This is a genomic window from Paenibacillus sp. sgz302114 (genome assembly GCF_056120345.1).
The window spans coordinates 1-15,811 of sequence record NZ_JBVYOI010000025.1 but is presented as its reverse complement, the minus strand read 5'-3'; the positions used below and the strand labels follow the sequence as shown (position 1 = coordinate 15,811).

At 47.0% G+C, this 15,811-nt stretch carries 16 protein-coding genes and 2 pseudogenes; 14 read left to right on the top strand and 4 right to left on the bottom strand.

The window, feature by feature from the left end; all coding sequences use genetic code 11:
* Nucleotides 1-93 precede the first annotated feature (93 nt).
* Nucleotides 94-948: pseudogene (locus AC0LWF_RS27505) on the bottom strand (tyrosine-type recombinase/integrase); the annotation flags it as partial.
* 10 nt (nt 949-958) lie between these two features.
* Here AC0LWF_RS27505 and AC0LWF_RS27500 point away from each other — a divergent pair.
* Both AC0LWF_RS27500 and AC0LWF_RS27495 read left to right on the top strand, forming a co-directional pair.
* Complete coding sequence (locus AC0LWF_RS27500) at nt 959-2,077, top strand: phage/plasmid primase, P4 family (protein WP_474654662.1); 1,119 nt, start codon at nt 959-961, stop codon at nt 2,075-2,077.
* 366 nt (nt 2,078-2,443) lie between these two features.
* Complete coding sequence (locus tag AC0LWF_RS27495) at nt 2,444-2,887, top strand: transposase (protein WP_474654661.1); 444 nt, start codon at nt 2,444-2,446, stop codon at nt 2,885-2,887.
* A gap of 220 nt (nt 2,888-3,107) precedes the next feature.
* Here AC0LWF_RS27495 and AC0LWF_RS27490 read toward each other — a convergent pair whose 3' ends face one another.
* Both AC0LWF_RS27490 and AC0LWF_RS27485 read right to left on the bottom strand, forming a co-directional pair.
* Complete coding sequence (locus tag AC0LWF_RS27490; protein ID WP_474654660.1) at nt 3,108-3,506, bottom strand: hypothetical protein; 399 nt, start codon at nt 3,504-3,506, stop codon at nt 3,108-3,110.
* A complete protein-coding gene (locus AC0LWF_RS27485; protein WP_474654659.1) occupies nt 3,479-3,655 on the bottom strand; it encodes a hypothetical protein in 177 nt (58 codons plus the stop codon). The genes AC0LWF_RS27490 and AC0LWF_RS27485 overlap by 28 nt, the downstream gene beginning before the upstream one ends.
* On the opposite strand from AC0LWF_RS27485, the pseudogene AC0LWF_RS27480 reads away from it, so the two are divergent.
* The 12 genes and pseudogenes from AC0LWF_RS27480 to AC0LWF_RS27425 form a co-directional block, all read left to right on the top strand.
* Nucleotides 3,599-3,729 (top strand): annotated as a pseudogene (locus tag AC0LWF_RS27480) (IS3-like element ISHahy4 family transposase); the annotation flags it as partial. The gene AC0LWF_RS27485 and the pseudogene AC0LWF_RS27480 overlap by 57 nt on opposite strands.
* Before the next feature lie 164 nt (nt 3,730-3,893).
* Nucleotides 3,894-5,027, top strand: coding sequence for an ROK family transcriptional regulator (locus AC0LWF_RS27475; RefSeq protein ID WP_474654658.1), 1,134 nt, complete (start codon nt 3,894-3,896; stop codon nt 5,025-5,027).
* Between the two features lie 89 nt (nt 5,028-5,116).
* The gene (locus AC0LWF_RS27470) at nt 5,117-6,400 is read left to right on the top strand and encodes an extracellular solute-binding protein (protein WP_474654657.1); all 1,284 of its coding nucleotides are present in this window, start codon (nt 5,117-5,119) and stop codon (nt 6,398-6,400) included.
* A gap of 79 nt (nt 6,401-6,479) precedes the next feature.
* Nucleotides 6,480-7,364, top strand: a complete 885-nt coding sequence (locus AC0LWF_RS27465) for a carbohydrate ABC transporter permease (protein WP_474654656.1) — start codon at nt 6,480-6,482, stop codon at nt 7,362-7,364.
* Nucleotides 7,365-7,367: 3 nt separating this feature from the next.
* Complete coding sequence (locus AC0LWF_RS27460) at nt 7,368-8,219, top strand: carbohydrate ABC transporter permease (protein WP_474654655.1); 852 nt, start codon at nt 7,368-7,370, stop codon at nt 8,217-8,219.
* A 7-nt stretch (nt 8,220-8,226) separates the two neighbouring features.
* Nucleotides 8,227-9,219 (top strand): SIS domain-containing protein, encoded by a 993-nt coding sequence (locus AC0LWF_RS27455; RefSeq protein ID WP_474654654.1) that lies wholly within the window; start codon nt 8,227-8,229, stop codon nt 9,217-9,219.
* A 2-nt stretch (nt 9,220-9,221) separates the two neighbouring features.
* Nucleotides 9,222-10,154 carry a carbohydrate kinase family protein gene (locus tag AC0LWF_RS27450; RefSeq protein WP_474654653.1) on the top strand — a complete coding sequence of 311 codons (933 nt, stop codon included), beginning with the start codon at nt 9,222-9,224 and terminating at the stop codon, nt 10,152-10,154.
* A gap of 3 nt (nt 10,155-10,157) precedes the next feature.
* Nucleotides 10,158-10,457: a hypothetical protein gene (locus AC0LWF_RS27445; RefSeq protein ID WP_474654652.1), complete on the top strand. Its 300-nt coding sequence runs from the start codon at nt 10,158-10,160 to the stop codon at nt 10,455-10,457.
* A 653-nt stretch (nt 10,458-11,110) separates the two neighbouring features.
* Complete coding sequence (locus AC0LWF_RS27440) at nt 11,111-11,305, top strand: hypothetical protein (protein WP_474654651.1); 195 nt, start codon at nt 11,111-11,113, stop codon at nt 11,303-11,305.
* On the top strand, nt 11,302-11,559 hold the full coding sequence (locus AC0LWF_RS27435; RefSeq protein WP_474654650.1) for a hypothetical protein: 258 nt from the start codon (nt 11,302-11,304) through the stop codon (nt 11,557-11,559). The genes AC0LWF_RS27440 and AC0LWF_RS27435 overlap by 4 nt, the downstream gene beginning before the upstream one ends.
* 288 nt (nt 11,560-11,847) lie before the next feature.
* The gene (locus tag AC0LWF_RS27430; RefSeq protein WP_474654649.1) at nt 11,848-13,434 is read left to right on the top strand and encodes a glycoside hydrolase family 43 protein; all 1,587 of its coding nucleotides are present in this window, start codon (nt 11,848-11,850) and stop codon (nt 13,432-13,434) included.
* A 348-nt stretch (nt 13,435-13,782) separates the two neighbouring features.
* Nucleotides 13,783-14,331: a tyrosine-type recombinase/integrase gene (locus tag AC0LWF_RS27425; RefSeq protein WP_474654663.1), complete on the top strand. Its 549-nt coding sequence runs from the start codon at nt 13,783-13,785 to the stop codon at nt 14,329-14,331.
* 157 nt (nt 14,332-14,488) lie between these two features.
* Here the strand turns inward: AC0LWF_RS27425 and AC0LWF_RS27420 are convergent, their stop codons facing one another.
* Nucleotides 14,489-15,691 carry an IS110 family RNA-guided transposase gene (locus AC0LWF_RS27420; RefSeq protein ID WP_474654648.1) on the bottom strand — a complete coding sequence of 401 codons (1,203 nt, stop codon included), beginning with the start codon at nt 15,689-15,691 and terminating at the stop codon, nt 14,489-14,491.
* Between the last annotated feature and the right edge of the window lie 120 nt (nt 15,692-15,811).

The following is a 15,811-nucleotide window of genomic DNA, read 5'->3' as shown; positions in this document are numbered from 1 at the left end:
CATGATGTAATAAATGCCCAAAACCCCTGATTTATAAGGGGTTGAAGGTACGAGGTTGTCCTGAGGTAACGAAAGGGTAACATCGGCAGAAAACTAGAGGCTTCTCATGAGTTCACCGAACTTGTGGGATGCCTCTTTTTTCTTTGGTTTCGTGACGTGCAGATACACGTTCTTGGTTGTATCGTCGTCCTTGTGCCCGAGACGCGCCATGATTGTTTCTAAGCTTACTCCGGCTTCTGCCAGTAACGAAGTGTGCGTATGACGCAGAGAATGCGGAGTTAGTTCAGGATTGAGTTCGGCCAATTTCAGCAGTCTAGCCATACGATTCTGAATTTGTTTGAGGTACCCCGGGTATCCTGCGTTCTCTTCATCGGACTTAGCGAAAACAAAATCATGATCGTGATAGCTCTTGCGGTATCGCATCATAATAATGTTTTGTTTTGCCCGATGTCGCTCAAGCTCACCTATGACGATATCCTCAACATCGATTTCGCGTTTCGAGGTCTTCGTTTTAGGTGGAAGAAGATGATACTCCATCGTATTGTTCGTCGGATTATAATACGTCTTCGTAATACTTATTGTTTGCTCCGCGAAGTTGATATCCCGCCATTTCAGAGCACATAGCTCCCCAGCGCGAATACCTGTGTAGGCTAACGTCAAGAAGATGGCATAGTCGCCGTCTAAGCCTTTTTCCTTGGCAGTACGCAGAAAGAGCGCAAGCTCCTCTTTCTCCAAATATTTAGGAACCTCGATCTCTTGTTCGAGTTCAGCTACCGTCTTCTGAGTCTTAGGGACAAATGAATACTCAGTAGGGTCACTCTTGATTACTTCAAGCTCTACTGCACGCTTAAAGATCATACACCCAGTACGATGTATGCCATCAATTGTGTTATCAGCGTATCCTTGCGCCTTCAGTTGGGTTAAGGCATCTTGATACCGCTTTTTTGTGATGACTCGCATGCTGCGCATTGATTTCGACGCTAACAAGGTGAGCTTCACAGGATTCACGCCAGACGTATTTGTAACGTCCAAGGTTGATGTTCGCTACAACCCCGATGCTTATGACGAATACGTTGCAAGCACGCTCCTCAAGGTCACTAACGGACACAGTGAGACCATTAAGAACCTTGAAGAAATGCTCGGGTGCATTCTATGCCCGCAGCGCTTGGTTACGCGTATGTTCTACCTATATGGCAAAACTGCGCACAACGGGAAGTCTGCTGTACTTTCACTTGCTTACAATGTGTTCGGTCGTGAAAACATCTCAGCAGAAACACCGCAACGCCTAGCAGATAATCAATTCGCAGCATCATCATTGATCGGTAAAACAGCCAACATCGTAGACGATCTGCCCGATAAGGTAATTGAAGACATCGGGCATCTGAAATCAACCACAACCGGTGCACCAATTCAAACGGAGCGCAAAGGTGAAGGATCTCTGTCAACAGTCATCGATGCCGTTCTAATATTCGCGTCAAACTTCTTTCCGAACTTCAAGGAGAACGGAAAGCAAGTCGACCGGAGGTTATGGATTATTCCATTCGAGCACGACTTCAGCAGCGATCCAGAGCGCATTTCAGACTTTGAAGCTGAACAACGGGCAAGTAGCACATCAGCTAAGGAATACGTATTAAAACTTGCTGTGGATGGTTTGTTGCGCTTGCTTCGATCTACAGAACCAGAACGCTTGACACCGAACCCGCGTGTTGACGAAATCATGGGCGAATTCAAAGAACATAATGATCCATTCTTTAATTACTTCCAAGACTTCAAGGCCGTAGACTTTTTGAATCGTAAAGGGATGGATGCTTTCAATGATTATCGCAAATGGTGTTCAGACAACCACGTCAAGCATCCATTCGGTTTTGCACGTTGGAAGGACGCAGTGATGAACCGTTACCACTTTGAATGGAAAGATATTCGATGGATGCGGAATGGTCGCAGCGAGAACGGCAAGGGATTTTCACCAACGGACAAGACCCCTAAGCACGTAGGTGAGCAACTTCAACCACATGAATTTGTACAAAGGAAATTAACCGTTGCTGATGTGGTGCCGTTCGAATCCATATTGTTCTAGTTGCTGATGCAGTCACTACTCGTCGCCACGTGTCACAAGTTAGTAGTGACGGATTGATCCCTTGCCATTACTGGATTTCTAACGCTTTGTCAACGTGTCACTGACGCTAGGTTCAAAATTGATATTTTATAAGGGAAGCTAATATCAACGAGTAAAGTGACTACATACGTAAGCCCCGGTGACACAGTATGATAAATGATCAAACCCTTACGCCTCTAAGGCTGAACCCGTCACCGAATCTAGTGACGATTCCAGTGACGACGAGTGCCGAGACCGGCAAAACGGGTAACAGTTACAGTAAGTTTACATAAATAGTAGCTGACAACCTGATAGATAACTGAAGCCACGAGGAAGGGGCGATTCAATATGGCGGAAATCGGACGGCCAACAAAATATAAACCAGAATATGCCGAACAAGCACGGAAATTGTGCATGCTGGGAGCGACAGATCGGGAGATTGCGAATTTCTTTGAAGTTTCGGAGTCCACATTGAATCTATGGAAAACTGAATATTCAGATTTATCGGAGTCCATTCGGGCAGGAAAAGCGCTTGCTGATGCAACAGTTGCCGAGAAACTGTATCGCCGGGCCTGCGGCTACGTTACGAAAGAAACGGTTACCGCGTCGTTCCAAGGCAAGATCAGTGACGTTATGGAGATAGACAAATACTATCCTCCGGACGTAACGGCAATCCAGTTTTGGTTGAAAAATCGGCGTCCCAAGGATTGGCGCGATAAACAGGTGCAGGAGCACGAAGGAAACGGTATTATGACCATCCAGTTCGTATCGCCTGATAATAAAGAAAACTGATCGCAGCGGAGGAAAGCGCCTGCAGTAATTGGAAATTTTGCCGTGAGGGATAACCTTACAAAACCTGTCGTTACAGCTCGCATCGATGCACACAAGCAGCGATAACAGCAGCGGAACCATTTGCACCAGGATATAACCGATAGCAGCGTTCTTTGGCGCGAAGGAGTGAACGTGAGAAAGCCGCAAGGTGGGAGAATCCATCATGCGGCTTCAGTTCTATCTACGGCTTTGTCCCCCAGCCTACTACAGCAGAAAAGTAGGTTCCTTCTTCTTTGAATCCCTTGGTAATTACGATGAATGAACCTGGCTTCTCAGAGCCTTGATCATACAGCCCCTTCAAGCGTTTAGCTAGTTCGGCACTCTGGTATTCGACAACATGCGTGATCTGATCATCCTTGTCGATGTCATACGCTTTTACCTTCTTAGCATCCTTTGGAATGATCTTGCTAGCAGCTGCTAACGCTTCTTCCAGTGTACGGCGAGGCTTGTCCGTCGATTCGAACTGAAGGGTGATGTTGTTCGCTATATTGTCCAGGTACATGACGACTAGGTAGTAATCTTGATAAGCGCTGAAAGCAGAATCCGCATCATTCAGGTCCGCTCCATACTGTTTTTCCATTGCGGTTCTATGATCGCCAATTCCCCCTGGAATGCGCTGCAGAGCCGTATTAAGCAAGGGGAGCCGATGCCAGTCATTTGGACCGTTAACGTCCCCAGTTTTTGAGCAAGCTGTTCGGAGATACCTGTGAGAGTCTTGATATGATCCATGAACGTATCCCACCTCGAACACCGAACATGAATGCATACATTGAGTTCATTCCATAGTCTGCTTGAGCGGGATATCTTCAGAAACAGTAGTGTTTCAACCCTAGAAGAAGCTTACGAGGCACTCTTATTTGTTATGCGCATATATGTTTGACAGGAAAGAAATGGGTGTTATAATGAGGGAAACTAGTTTGTTTGTTCTCCGATGAAACTAAGTGGATAGAACGATGGGGGAGATCATTTGTCTAACCAAACGGGCAGCCTGGACTTGATTAAGAAGATTAACCGCTCGCTTGTGCTGGAACTTATTAGAGGAGATCAGCCGATCAGCCGTGCACGGATTGCGAAGAAGCTCGGCCTGAGCCGATCAACCGTAACATCGGTTGTAAACGAGCTGCTGAAGAAGAAGTTTGTTGTGGAGCTTGGCTTTGGAGATTCAACGAAAGAAGGTGGAAGACGAGGGATCGAGCTTGGCTTTAATCCAATGTCAGGATATGGTATCGGCGTAGATATTGGCAGGACCAAGACGCTGATTGTAATCACTGACCTCGACGGAGAGGTTGTTTATCGGCAGGAAGCGCGAACTACCAACACGATCGATCAGACGATACAGCTCATTCAAGATACGATTGCAAAATCCGGCGTTAAGCTGAAAATGATATTAGGCCTCGGGATAGGGCTTCCGGGCATCGTGGACAGCAAGACGGGCTTCATTATCGATGTTCCTGTTTTGAATTGGGGCAACATTAACGTTATTGAAGCGATGAAAGCACATTTTGATTTTGCTGTATTCGTCAATAATGATGTGAATTGCGCGGCTTTAGGTGAACGATGGATGAGTAGGGACGGTCAAACCGACCATCTGTTTTTTATCGCAATTGGTTCAGGGGTAGGCAGTGCAATTATAGCTAATGGCGAGCTTATAGAGGGGCATCATTTCTCAGCTGGCGAGATCAACTGTTTCGTCGACAGAGAAGACATCAGCAGCGGCAGAGCATATACGACAGAGGGAACCGGAAGGTTCGAGCAGCAAATTTCTGGTAATGCACTGAGCCGGAACGGCATAGCTCCAGAAGAGCTTTTTGCTAATTATCGTCAAGGAGACAGTAGCGCGCAGCGGATGATTGATGATTTTGTACTCTACTTATCCATTACGATTGCTAATGTGATCAGTTTACTCAATCCTGAACGAGTGATTATCGGGGGAGGAGTATCGGGATCGATGGATGTAGTTATCGCAGCAATTCGATTAAAAGTCGCAGAATTTACGCCGATCCAAGCAGATATTCGCCTGGCTAGCCTTGGTAAGGATGCAGGAGGAATAGGAGCTGTAGCATACGTGTTCCAGCAGCTGCAGAACGCCGAGGATTTGTAAGAATGTAAGGTTCAAGGGTATCTTTCAGCCCTACCTTATTTAATTTGTTTGTACTTCGAACAAACCAACTAAAAAAGGAGCAATTAACGATGAAAAAGAGCATGATTGGCGGTCTACTGGCAGTAACGGTTGCGGGTTCCATGTTGGCAGGGTGTTCGAGCGATAGTAATTCGGGCAACAATGCAGTCGGCAGCGATGAGGAACAAACGATTCGTATTCTCTCTAGCGATGATTTTGCCGGATTCCGGGAGGAAGCCGTTAAGGAATTCAACGTGCAAAATCCAAACATTAAAGTGGAATTAGAACATGTGGCTTACGATCAGCTGCATGACAAGGAGCTAGCATCCTTCAATGCAAGCGGCAATGCTGCTTACGATATTGTCGATGTAGATGAGATTTGGACCTCTGAGTATGCTAATGCCGGATTTATCTCCCCAGTTACCAAGCGATATACAGACGAGATGAAGCAAGGCATATTGCCGGCCAGCATCAAGATTGCAAGCTTAGGGGATGAGATCTATGGTGTCCCAATGTTTAACGATGTCGTGTTTTTCTATTACAACGAAGAGTTGTTGAAGAAAGCTGGTTATGACCACCCGCCAGTGACGTGGGATGAGTTCTCAACTATGTCCAAAGCGCTTCAGGAGAAGAAAATTACTCAAGGCGCAGCCAGCGCATGGGGCTGGAGCGCCAATGAAGGGCTTGTTGCTTACTTTGCCGAGTTCCTTGGCTCGCATGGAGGATCATTCTTCAACGATGCGGGCGAGCCAACCTTCAATGATGAGAAGGGCGTTCAAGCTTTGCAATATATGACGGATTCTTTGAATAATGGTGTAATCGACAAGGCATCAATCAACTACAATGATCGCCAAGTACTTGATGCCTTCAAAACAGGGAAAACGGCGTTTATCGCTGGCTGGTCGTTCTACTGGGGGGAATTGTACGGCGAGGAATCCAAAGTGAAGGGCCAAATCAAAATCGGACTTGTGCCTTCTGTTGACGGCGCGCCTCACACTGCTGCTACTGGATCTATGTACTTGGCTATTACTCCTCAATCGAAGCATGAGGAAGCAGCGTGGAAATTCATCTCGTTCCTCGGAAGCAAAGATATTCAGAAGGAACAGTCGCTTAAGGCCGGAGCACTTCCAATCTGGAAAGACCTTTATTCTGATGCTGCGCTGAACCAGAATTACCCTGCATTAAAGGATATGGAAAAACAGCTCGAGACTGTCATCTCCCGTCCTTCGTTAGATGCTTATAATGAATTCTCGAAGGATCTTCAAATTGGACTTCAAGCCGTTTTGACCGGTCAGAAGGATCCGAAGACGGCACTTGATGAAGTTGCGAAGAAAGTCCGAGAGCTGCAGGATTAATCCTAGTAGACCCAGGTACGCACTCCTGCATGCGCAAGCTTGCGTGCTGGAGTGCTAACTTCATGATTCGGAGGCTGCGATGATAAAAAAACTAAAACCTGCCGCATATTTACTTCCCAGCTTTATCGTCATCCTGAGCGTCATTTTACTCCCGCTCCTGTATGCCATCTTTATCAGCTTTATCAATCTTACCAAGAACGTCCATAAACTCGACAATCACAAGCTTTGGGACTACGTGGGGTTAGCGAATTTTAGTAAGGTGTTGTCGGACCATGCCTTTTGGGAAGCGCTGGGGCGGACACTCTATTTCACCGTTACGTCGGTGGGGCTTGAATTTATTATCGGTATGCTGTTCGCTTTGATATTAAACGAGAAATTCGTGGGCAGGGGATTCGTTAGAGGATTCATGCTTGTTCCTTGGGCGTTCCCGACGATCGTGAATGCCGTCCTGTGGAAATGGCTTTACGACGCAGATCACGGGACGATTACCGTCCTATTGGAACGTCTTGGTCTTACGCACGGATACGTGAATATACTGGGGAGCTCCTTCTCAGCTATGAATGCGATTATTATAGCTGACGTTTGGAAAAACACGGCATTCGTCTCCTTAATTTTGCTAGCTGCAATGCAATCCCTCTCCAAAGAGGTTTATGAAGCCGGCATGATCGACGGAGCCTCGGCATTCAGAAGATTCTTCAATATTACGCTACCGCTACTCGCACCAGCCATTCTCGTAGCACTGATTATGCGCTCGATGGAAGCGTTCAAAGTGTTTGACATTATATATATTATGACGGGAGGCGGTCCTGCCGGAGGGACTCAAGTGTTATCCTTCCTTACGTATCAGTCTTCCATGATGTTCGGCAAATTCAGCTACGGCTCGGCGCTAGCTTTCATTATGTCCTTCTTTATTATGATATTTGCCTTTATTTATATCAAAATCTTGTACAAGAAAGCGGAGTAAATTATGGAGAGAACAAAACTACAGAAACAGTTCATCTATCTGGGTGTTCTTGGGGTTATGCTATTCACGCTGCTGCCGCTTCTCTTATTGGTCATCGCTACCTTCTCTTCCGCAGCCGATCTGAATGCGAAGACCCTTCATTTTGCTCCTTCCCACTGGACCATTAGCAATTATACGAAGGTATTCTCGGGTCAAGCGAGTGATGGCAGCCTGCCGCCATTTTTAACGGCACTCAAAAATAGCTTTGTCGTATCTGTAAGCGCAACGTTATTAGCGCTTGTGATCGGTGTCTCCGCTGCATATGCTTACGCCCGCTTTCAATTTCGTGGGAGAGATTCACTCCTGATCTCCATCCTCGGTTTCCGGATGGTGCCTGAAGTTGTGCTACTCATTCCGCTTTATGTTCTGTTTGCGAGAATGGGAATGGTGAACCATAAGCCGACGCTAGTCCTGATTTATACCGCGTTTAACCTGCCGTTTGTCATTTGGATGCTGCAAAGCTATTTCCGCTCTATTCCGAAGACGATGGAAGAGTCTGCACATATGGATGGCGTATCAACGCTTGGCGTACTGTTGCGTTTCGTGTTGCCTATCTCGCTACCCGGCATCGTAGCAACTGCGATTTTCGTATTTCTCATCTCGTGGGATGAATTCATGTTTGCCAGTATATTCACCTCCACCTATGATGCGAAGACCATCACAGTCGCTATTTCCGAATTCTCAAAACGCGGCATGATCGATTTCGGCATGCAGATTACAGGTGGGTTTTTAGCTTCCGTACCGCTGCTGGCCCTTACGTTATTCTTGCAAAGATTCATTATCAACGGCCTGTCCGAAGGCTCAGAAAAAGGATGATACCAGCATGAGCATTTTTTTGAACGAAGTGAAACAACAGCCCGATGCCATTCGGGAAACGTTGAGAAGGAACGCGAACACTCATTTGCCCGCTGACAAGCCGCTTCTATTAACTGGTATGGGCAGTTCACTGGCGGCTTCTGAGCTGCTCGTATCATATTTAAATCAGCAAGGGATCACTGCTGGGGCCATCGACAATTCGGAGCTGCTGTATTATTATCCGGATACGTTTTTGAATGAAAATCAATTAATCGTCGTCTCCCAAAGCGGGGAGAGCTACGAAGCCAAGGAGATCGCCAAGCGTTATCAGAAGGTGAATGCGATCACCAATACAGCGGACGGTTCACTAGCCAAGCTTGCAGATACGGTGTATATGACTTTTGCAGGTAAAGAAGAAGCAATCGCGTCCTCGAAGTCCTTTACGACGACAGCTGCGTTGATGCTTCAATTAGGTGCGAAGCTAGCCGGAAAAGACCTAAGCGGAGAACTCGAGCAGGCAGCTGATATCATAGAGCAGCAGTTGAATCATGAGGCAGAATATCGTGAGCAAATCCGTGCATTTCTGGATCCGCAGAAACCGATGGTGCTGCTGGGCCGCGGACCAAGCGTATTCACAGCTAGGCAGGCTTCGCTTACACTTAAGGAAACTGCGCGGATCTTTGCCGAGGCCGCTTCGGCGCCTCAGTTCAGACATGGCCCTTTCGAGCTGATTAAAGAGAATTTGCAGGCGGTCTTCTTCAATCCAAAAGGCATTTCTTATGCAATCAATCAGAATTACGTGCTAGAGATGGCGGAGCTTGGTGCCAAAGTGCTCTATATATCGGATGAACCATTGAAGCATGAACAGATTCATTCGATCGTTATCCCTTCGATACACGAATATGTGAGCCCGATCATATATTCGCTGATTATCCAGCTTGCCGCGGTAGAGCTCTCCGCTGTTCGCGGGCTGGTAGCCGGTGAAGCCCAAATTATAAGCAAAGTAACTGGGAAGGAATAGACATGATTAATTTAGTCGGCATTTTGACGGTTGATCTAATTATGGCGCATGTACAGGCACGCCCTGAGTTTGGGGAAGAGCATATGGTGGATCACATGGAGATTCGTCCGGGAGGTCTGGCCAATACGATTCTTCCGTTCACAAGGCTCGCGGAGCAACAGCGTGTGTATTCGATGGTCGGGGATGACAAGTTTGGGGATGATATTCTAGCGGAAATTCAATCGCGGGTAGTGAGCAGAATCGTCAGGACGAAGAATCCAACCGTACTGTCGGTGTCGGTTGTGAAGGATGACGGCGCGCGGTACTTTGTAACCCATAGAGGTAACGCTAATGAGCTGACTTATCCATTTATCCAAGCAGACCCTTCATTCACCGAAGCACGAGCGACGTTGTTGTATGGTTATTTTCTTATACCGGAGTTCGGTCCTGAGGGGGCTGTTGCTTGTTTGAAAAGGGCGAAGAACAGCGGACAACTGACGTTCTTCGATGCCAATTCCGCGATTGATGGCTGGAGCGTCAAAAGCAGGGGGGAACTATTGTCATTCCTGCCATACATCGATTTTTTCATGCCCAATGACGAAGAACTGCTCCATTTGACCGAGTGCGCGACCGTGGAGGAGGGAGCATCGAAGCTGCTTGCCCATGGCGCGCATACGATTGTTGTCAAGAGGGGAAGCCGCGGAGCTAGTGCCTTCACCCGAGATTGTATCGTGCATCATTCAGGCTTTCCCGTTCAAGCCTATGATACGACTGGAGCGGGAGATGCATTTAATGCCGGGTTTATGCACGCCATTCTAAGTGGTAGGGAGATGGTGGACGCTCTCGCCTTCGCCAATGCGCTCGCGGGGATCGTCGTGTCCAGGAAGGTCGACCGCTATCCTAGCGCGGTAGAAATCGAAGATGCCGTTCAACGAATTCAAAACAAACAAGTGTAACGAATGAATAAATCATCACGTAGAAGCGGACGCCTAAGACTTGCATTCGCAAAGTCGTGGGCTCCTGCTATTTGTACAGATACCGCCTACCTCATTAGTGTCCTAAAGTTCTCGGAGTTGCTGTCCGGCCAAGACATTGAAGGCTCGATCAACCAGGCCGGCATGAAACGTGACGATCTGTTGGTGCTTCCGATGCCTTCGATAGAGGAGGGCGGGGACCACATAGGAGTCATGGGCGGCAACTACCAAGTCATCAACCCGCAAGAATCGATGATGTGCAGCTTGCTGCATTTAATTACATGACACTGGACTACTTCATAACTTCTTACCAACTTTCCAAGCTGCTCATGCAATTGCAGTTCCAGCTGTGGCAATCGCACCACCTACTGCTGTGCTAGCTACAGCAGAGGTTACCACAGACGCAGCTGCAGTGGCTCCTGTTATGGCAGCGGTAGCGGCGGTCCCGGCGGTGACTACTTCGCCTCCAACAGAGGTCCCTGTAATGGCAGTTCCTACGGCACTAGTAGCGCCTAATACCGCGGCTCCTGCTGTATTCTAAGTTACAGCTGCAACTGCTGCACCTCCAACATAAGCAGTCCCAATCACTTCAGTAACGAATGCGATATGATTAACCGAATCGCGCTAGGCATGCCTGCGAAAAAGTTTCGTGCTATAGGTCCCAAAACTGACCGGCCTTCACGGATGGATCCACCGTCCTGAGGGCTCGTGTACATCATGCGGCAAGGGACATCTAGTCGTCACCGGTGAAAAGAGTTGGCGGACGCTCTGCAAACCGTGCTACTCGCGGCGCTGAGAGCGCTCAGAACTAATTGGACGGCCTATCACCGGACTCGACGCGACTTAATCGATCTGAGAGGCGCCGAGAGAAGGAATGGCGCGGCTCTACCATAGCAGCTAACATTAGTGAAGAGCGTAGTCGTCAAATAGCGGAACGATTGACGGAAAAACGAATTGAGAAGCAGTTGCGAGCCGAAGCGTCAAAGGCATGGAAGGCGAAGCCGGAGGATGAGCGTATGAGCAAAGTCGGGATGCTCCGGAAGAAAGAGGAGAACGTCGAGGATCGTGAAGATTTCGTACGGAATTACGTCGACGAGCGGTTAGAGCAGCGGATACAGGAGGCGTTTGAATGATCGGCGAGGAACCGAAGAACGAACGTGAGCGCCGCGCTGAAGAGCGATCGCGTGAGCAGCTGGAGAATTCGCCAGAGGTGGATATGGACGGCTTGACAAAAGAGCTAGTCGACATGCTTATTCCGGAGGACTTTGATTTTCTTGAGCTGAAGCCGATGGGGCAACTTGACTTGTGGAACTATGAAAGCGAGTTTGGAGCGTGGATCGCGGCCATGCAGCAGGCTGGTCTGACTAGGGAGACAAAAACAGGCTGACGATAATCGGCCACGCGAAGCTCCAGCGCGGGGCTTCTTTTTTATTCGTTATGAATGTACGATATTAGCGATAATCATACATTCATTTGGTCTTGTTTATTGACGCAAGGCTTCCGTCCATTCTCTTACCGGGACTTGATAATATTAGTCCGCTTTGTTGTTATAGCTGTAAAGGCCGATCCGATCCCCACGCAAAAGATTTAATAAAAGACATATTGGTTTTGTTGTATAGAGCGGAAATTAGATTTATTATGAGATGACTTTGAGAAGAAATAGGAGCAGATGTGTATGAAGAATAGGATGCAGCTTTTGTCGGAAAGAGGAGCTTGGGGCGATCAAGGAGACGGTACATACGTTAATCCAATCATGCCTGGAGATTACAGCGATCCGGATGTGATTAGGGTAGGCAACGATTATTATGGCATATCTTCAACTTTTCAGTTTAGTCCCGGGATGATTGTTCTCCATTCCAAGGACCTGGTGAATTGGCAGGAGATTGGTTACGTTGTCGATGATATTACACGGATTTCGCCGGAGTTAAATCATGATCGAATGAATCGTTATGGCCGGGGAATTTGGGCGGGAGCGATTAGGCATCACAAGGGTCGATTCTGGGTGTATTTTTGCACGCCGGATGAAGGGTTCTTCATGAGCACGGCAACCGATCCTTCGGGACCGTGGGAGCCTGTGCACCATGTATGGGAAACGAGCGGATGGGATGATTGCTGTCCATTCTGGGATGACGACGGGCAAGGTTACTTGATATCGACCCATTTTATAGATAATTATAATATCCACTTGTTTAAGATCAGCGAAGACGGCAAGCAGATTGAGCAAGACAGCGATCGAATAATTCATCAGTACAAGGGCAGCGAAGCGAATAAGATCAATAAAATAAACGGATTGTATTATTTCTTCCACAGCGAAGTTCGTCATGAGGCAGGGAATGACGTAAGAGTCGTTATGATGCTGCGCTCCTCCCATCTTTATGGTCCTTATGAAGAAAAGGAGCTTCTCCATACGCACGGAACAGAGGTGGATCGTGAGCCCAATCAAGGCGGTTTGGTGCAAACTCCGACGGGCGATTGGTACTTTGTGACCCATCAAGGAACAGGTGGCTATTACGAAGGAAGAACGCTTCATCTTCTGCCTGTCGAATGGTTAGACGGCTGGCCGATCATGGGACAGGATATCGATGGAGACGGAATTGGGGAGATGGTATGGGGAGGAGTTAAGCCTCATCACGAAAGGAGCGTAACGGTTACGGAGCCGCGGATATTTGATGATTTTACAGGAGCCTGTCTTCTACCAAGATGGGAGTGGAATTACCAACCACGCGCAGACAAATGGTCGTTGAACGAAAGAAACAGCTTCTTGAGGCTACATGCGAGTGTACCTCTAGATTCGGGCGGTCTTTGGAAAGCGTCCAATACGATTACGCAAAGAAGTATGCGAACTCAACATAATGAAGTTATCATTAAAATAGATATTTCCGGGATGGCGGACGGCCAAGAAGCTGGTTTATGCCATTTTGGCATGCGCTATTGTAACATCGGCATTGAACAGGAGGGACTTTCCAGAAGGTTAAAGTATAACGAATCGGGGGTCGTGACTATCGGGCCTGAGATCTTAAGTACGTCGTTGTGGTTAAAGTCAACGTGGGGATTAGAGGGGAACAATCATTATTCGTATAGCTTGGATGGGGAGCGCTTCATTGATTTCGGAGGTAAGTACAATCTGAACTGGGGGCATTACCGAGGAGATAGGATTGGAATATTCAGCTTTAATAATAAATCGGAACAAGGCTATATTGATGTGGATTGGTTTGAGTATCGATATGGGAATCAAGTGATTAAGGAAATATTAACTGAATAGGGAACTACGATGCAGCAAATAGTGAGAGCTCTACGACAGATCGATCCGAATGTGTGTTCCTAGCTTACTCGGCACGTTTTATAGCTGGAATAGCTATTCATTTTCCGCACAATCGTATAGCTTGGATGGGGAGCGCTCCGGCAATAAGTTTTGGGATATGTAGAAAAAAGGGGTGCCGTTAGGGCATCCCTTTTTATTGCGCCCAATGTACGTTATTAGTTATAATCGTACATTCATTTCGGCTTGTTTATTGACTCATGCTATATTCTGCTATATCATGAGCATATCATAAAAAAATCGTACATTCAAAACGTTGATTTTATTGGAGGCGTTGGTTTAATGGCCGAAATGAATCAGATTAAGGACGTCCAGCCGATTCGGAGCAAAGAGAAGATCGAGGATATGAAATGGGCGTTGCGCCGGCACTGTAGCGAGAGGGACTACACTCTGTTTCTCCTCGGAATTAACACGGGGCTGCGCGTGGGTGACATGCTGGAGATCAAGGTTAAGGACATTAAACGTAAGAAGCGGATCGTCATCAAGGAAGGCAAGACGGGCAAACCGCGCGAACTGCAGTTAGGGAATATCTATGATGAGCTTAACGCCTACATCGATACATTGGAATCACAATGGCTTTTTCCTAGCCGGAAGGGTGATAGTGCGATAACACCGACACAAGCTTATAGGCAGCTTAATAAAGCGGCTGACATGGCCGAGGTTGAATCCGTTGGTAACCATACATGTCGGAAGACGTTCGGCTACTGGTTCTATAAGCAGACCAAAGATGTGGCGAAGCTACAGAGCATTTTGAACCATAGCAAGCCAGACGTTACACTCCGCTATATTGGGATAACCGCAGAAGAGATTGAATCCGATCTGGCTGATTTTAAGCTATAGCTACTGGGGTTTCTTGTTGAGCTATTCCAGCTAATAGCTTGTCAATATTTAATCATTAATGGTCATTTTATAAGGTGATATTATAAAAAAAGGGCATGGGAAAGAACCGTCCTACATAGCACGGACAATTGATCCATATATATCCATTCCGCGGTTCTTACTCTAAACGGAATGCTTCTTTTGTAGTCAAGATGGCAAAAATCCAGTGGATGAGTTTATTCACGCAAGCAATTATCGCTACTTTGAACAGCTTTCCTTCAGCACGTTTCTTATCGTAATAAGCTCTTAGTTTTTCATTTCTATTACTACGAATTCCACATCGTACCGCTTGGTAGAGGGCAGTACGAAGCCTTCTGGAGCCATGTTTAGTTATTTTATTAATGGTCGCGGTAAACTTGCCTGAAGAAAAAACACTAGGATCTACACCGGCAAAGGCAACAAGTTTCTTCGCGTGATCGAACCGATCGATTTCCCCAATCTCAGCTAAAATTGTTGCAGCAATCTTAGTGCCAATACCGGGTATCGATTGGATTAAATCATATTCAAGTAACTCTTCAGCCAGGGCCTCTATCGATTTCACAAGGGTTGCTAGATGGTCCTGGTATTGAAGAAGCAATTGGATGAGCAGCTGCATGGAGATCAAATGGCTGGGGTAGGCCGTCTCCTTAAAGGGATTTCGCATTGCTGCAGCTACTAAGACTTGAGTGCGCTCCAGACACCATAAACCGGATTTACCACGTCCCGTAAGGCGTTGGATTGTTGCTGTAATCTCCTTTTCAGCCCTATCCAAGATCTCTTTAGACGTAGGGTGTAAGGCCAGAAACCGAAGGGAAACTTTTGAATAAAGGTCACCAAATACGCCATGGTATTCAGGAAAAACCTGATCCAGAATCGCTTGAAATTGGAGCTTCACCTGAACATACATACCAGTTAAAGACTCATGCTGGCGCGTGAGATAGCGTAAATTCATGAGATGCTGGCCCCGTTTTTTGAAGGGTTCAAACTCTTCTTTAAAAAAGAGTGTCCCTAAAAGATGAGCATCAGCGGCATCCGTCTTCAACCGTCGCAAATTGGTTTTCTTGGCGTTATGTGAGATTAAAGGATTAATAACAATGTACAGATACTGGTGTTCATCCAGAAACTGAATAATAGGGCTATGATAATGACCTGTTGCCTCCATAACAATGGATGGACGCATCCCAGCAGCAGCTTCAACGCTTTTAATGAAACGTAGGAACGACGTTAACCCCTCAAGATCATGATTAAACCTGAAGATCTTTCCATGAAGTATTCCACGGTCTAAAAAAGCTTGTGCATGGCTCTCACCTTTGGACACATCTAACCCAATCACTGGATTCATAACATCACTCCTGAAGTAAATTCACCGGTAACCCCTAACCTTCTTGTCTTCCACACTATCGCATGTGATACGGGATCTACGTCCCAACCAGCCTAACCATGGTTGAACAAGTAGGGGGAA

Coding starts and splice junctions, on each gene's coding strand:
- AC0LWF_RS27500 (WP_474654662.1), top strand. CDS start 959: ATGCTGCGCATTGATTTCGACGCTAACAAGGTGAGCTTCACAGGATTC.
- AC0LWF_RS27445 (WP_474654652.1), top strand. CDS start 10,158: ATGAATAAATCATCACGTAGAAGCGGACGCCTAAGACTTGCATTCGCA.
- AC0LWF_RS27495 (WP_474654661.1), top strand. CDS start 2,444: ATGGCGGAAATCGGACGGCCAACAAAATATAAACCAGAATATGCCGAA.
- AC0LWF_RS27460 (WP_474654655.1), top strand. CDS start 7,368: ATGGAGAGAACAAAACTACAGAAACAGTTCATCTATCTGGGTGTTCTT.
- AC0LWF_RS27455 (WP_474654654.1), top strand. CDS start 8,227: ATGAGCATTTTTTTGAACGAAGTGAAACAACAGCCCGATGCCATTCGG.
- AC0LWF_RS27450 (WP_474654653.1), top strand. CDS start 9,222: ATGATTAATTTAGTCGGCATTTTGACGGTTGATCTAATTATGGCGCAT.
- AC0LWF_RS27430 (WP_474654649.1), top strand. CDS start 11,848: ATGAAGAATAGGATGCAGCTTTTGTCGGAAAGAGGAGCTTGGGGCGAT.
- AC0LWF_RS27420 (WP_474654648.1), bottom strand. CDS start 15,691: ATGAATCCAGTGATTGGGTTAGATGTGTCCAAAGGTGAGAGCCATGCA.
- AC0LWF_RS27435 (WP_474654650.1), top strand. CDS start 11,302: ATGATCGGCGAGGAACCGAAGAACGAACGTGAGCGCCGCGCTGAAGAG.
- AC0LWF_RS27425 (WP_474654663.1), top strand. CDS start 13,783: ATGAATCAGATTAAGGACGTCCAGCCGATTCGGAGCAAAGAGAAGATC.
- AC0LWF_RS27465 (WP_474654656.1), top strand. CDS start 6,480: ATGATAAAAAAACTAAAACCTGCCGCATATTTACTTCCCAGCTTTATC.
- AC0LWF_RS27485 (WP_474654659.1), bottom strand. CDS start 3,655: ATGGATCATATCAAGACTCTCACAGGTATCTCCGAACAGCTTGCTCAA.
- AC0LWF_RS27490 (WP_474654660.1), bottom strand. CDS start 3,506: ATGGAAAAACAGTATGGAGCGGACCTGAATGATGCGGATTCTGCTTTC.
- AC0LWF_RS27470 (WP_474654657.1), top strand. CDS start 5,117: ATGAAAAAGAGCATGATTGGCGGTCTACTGGCAGTAACGGTTGCGGGT.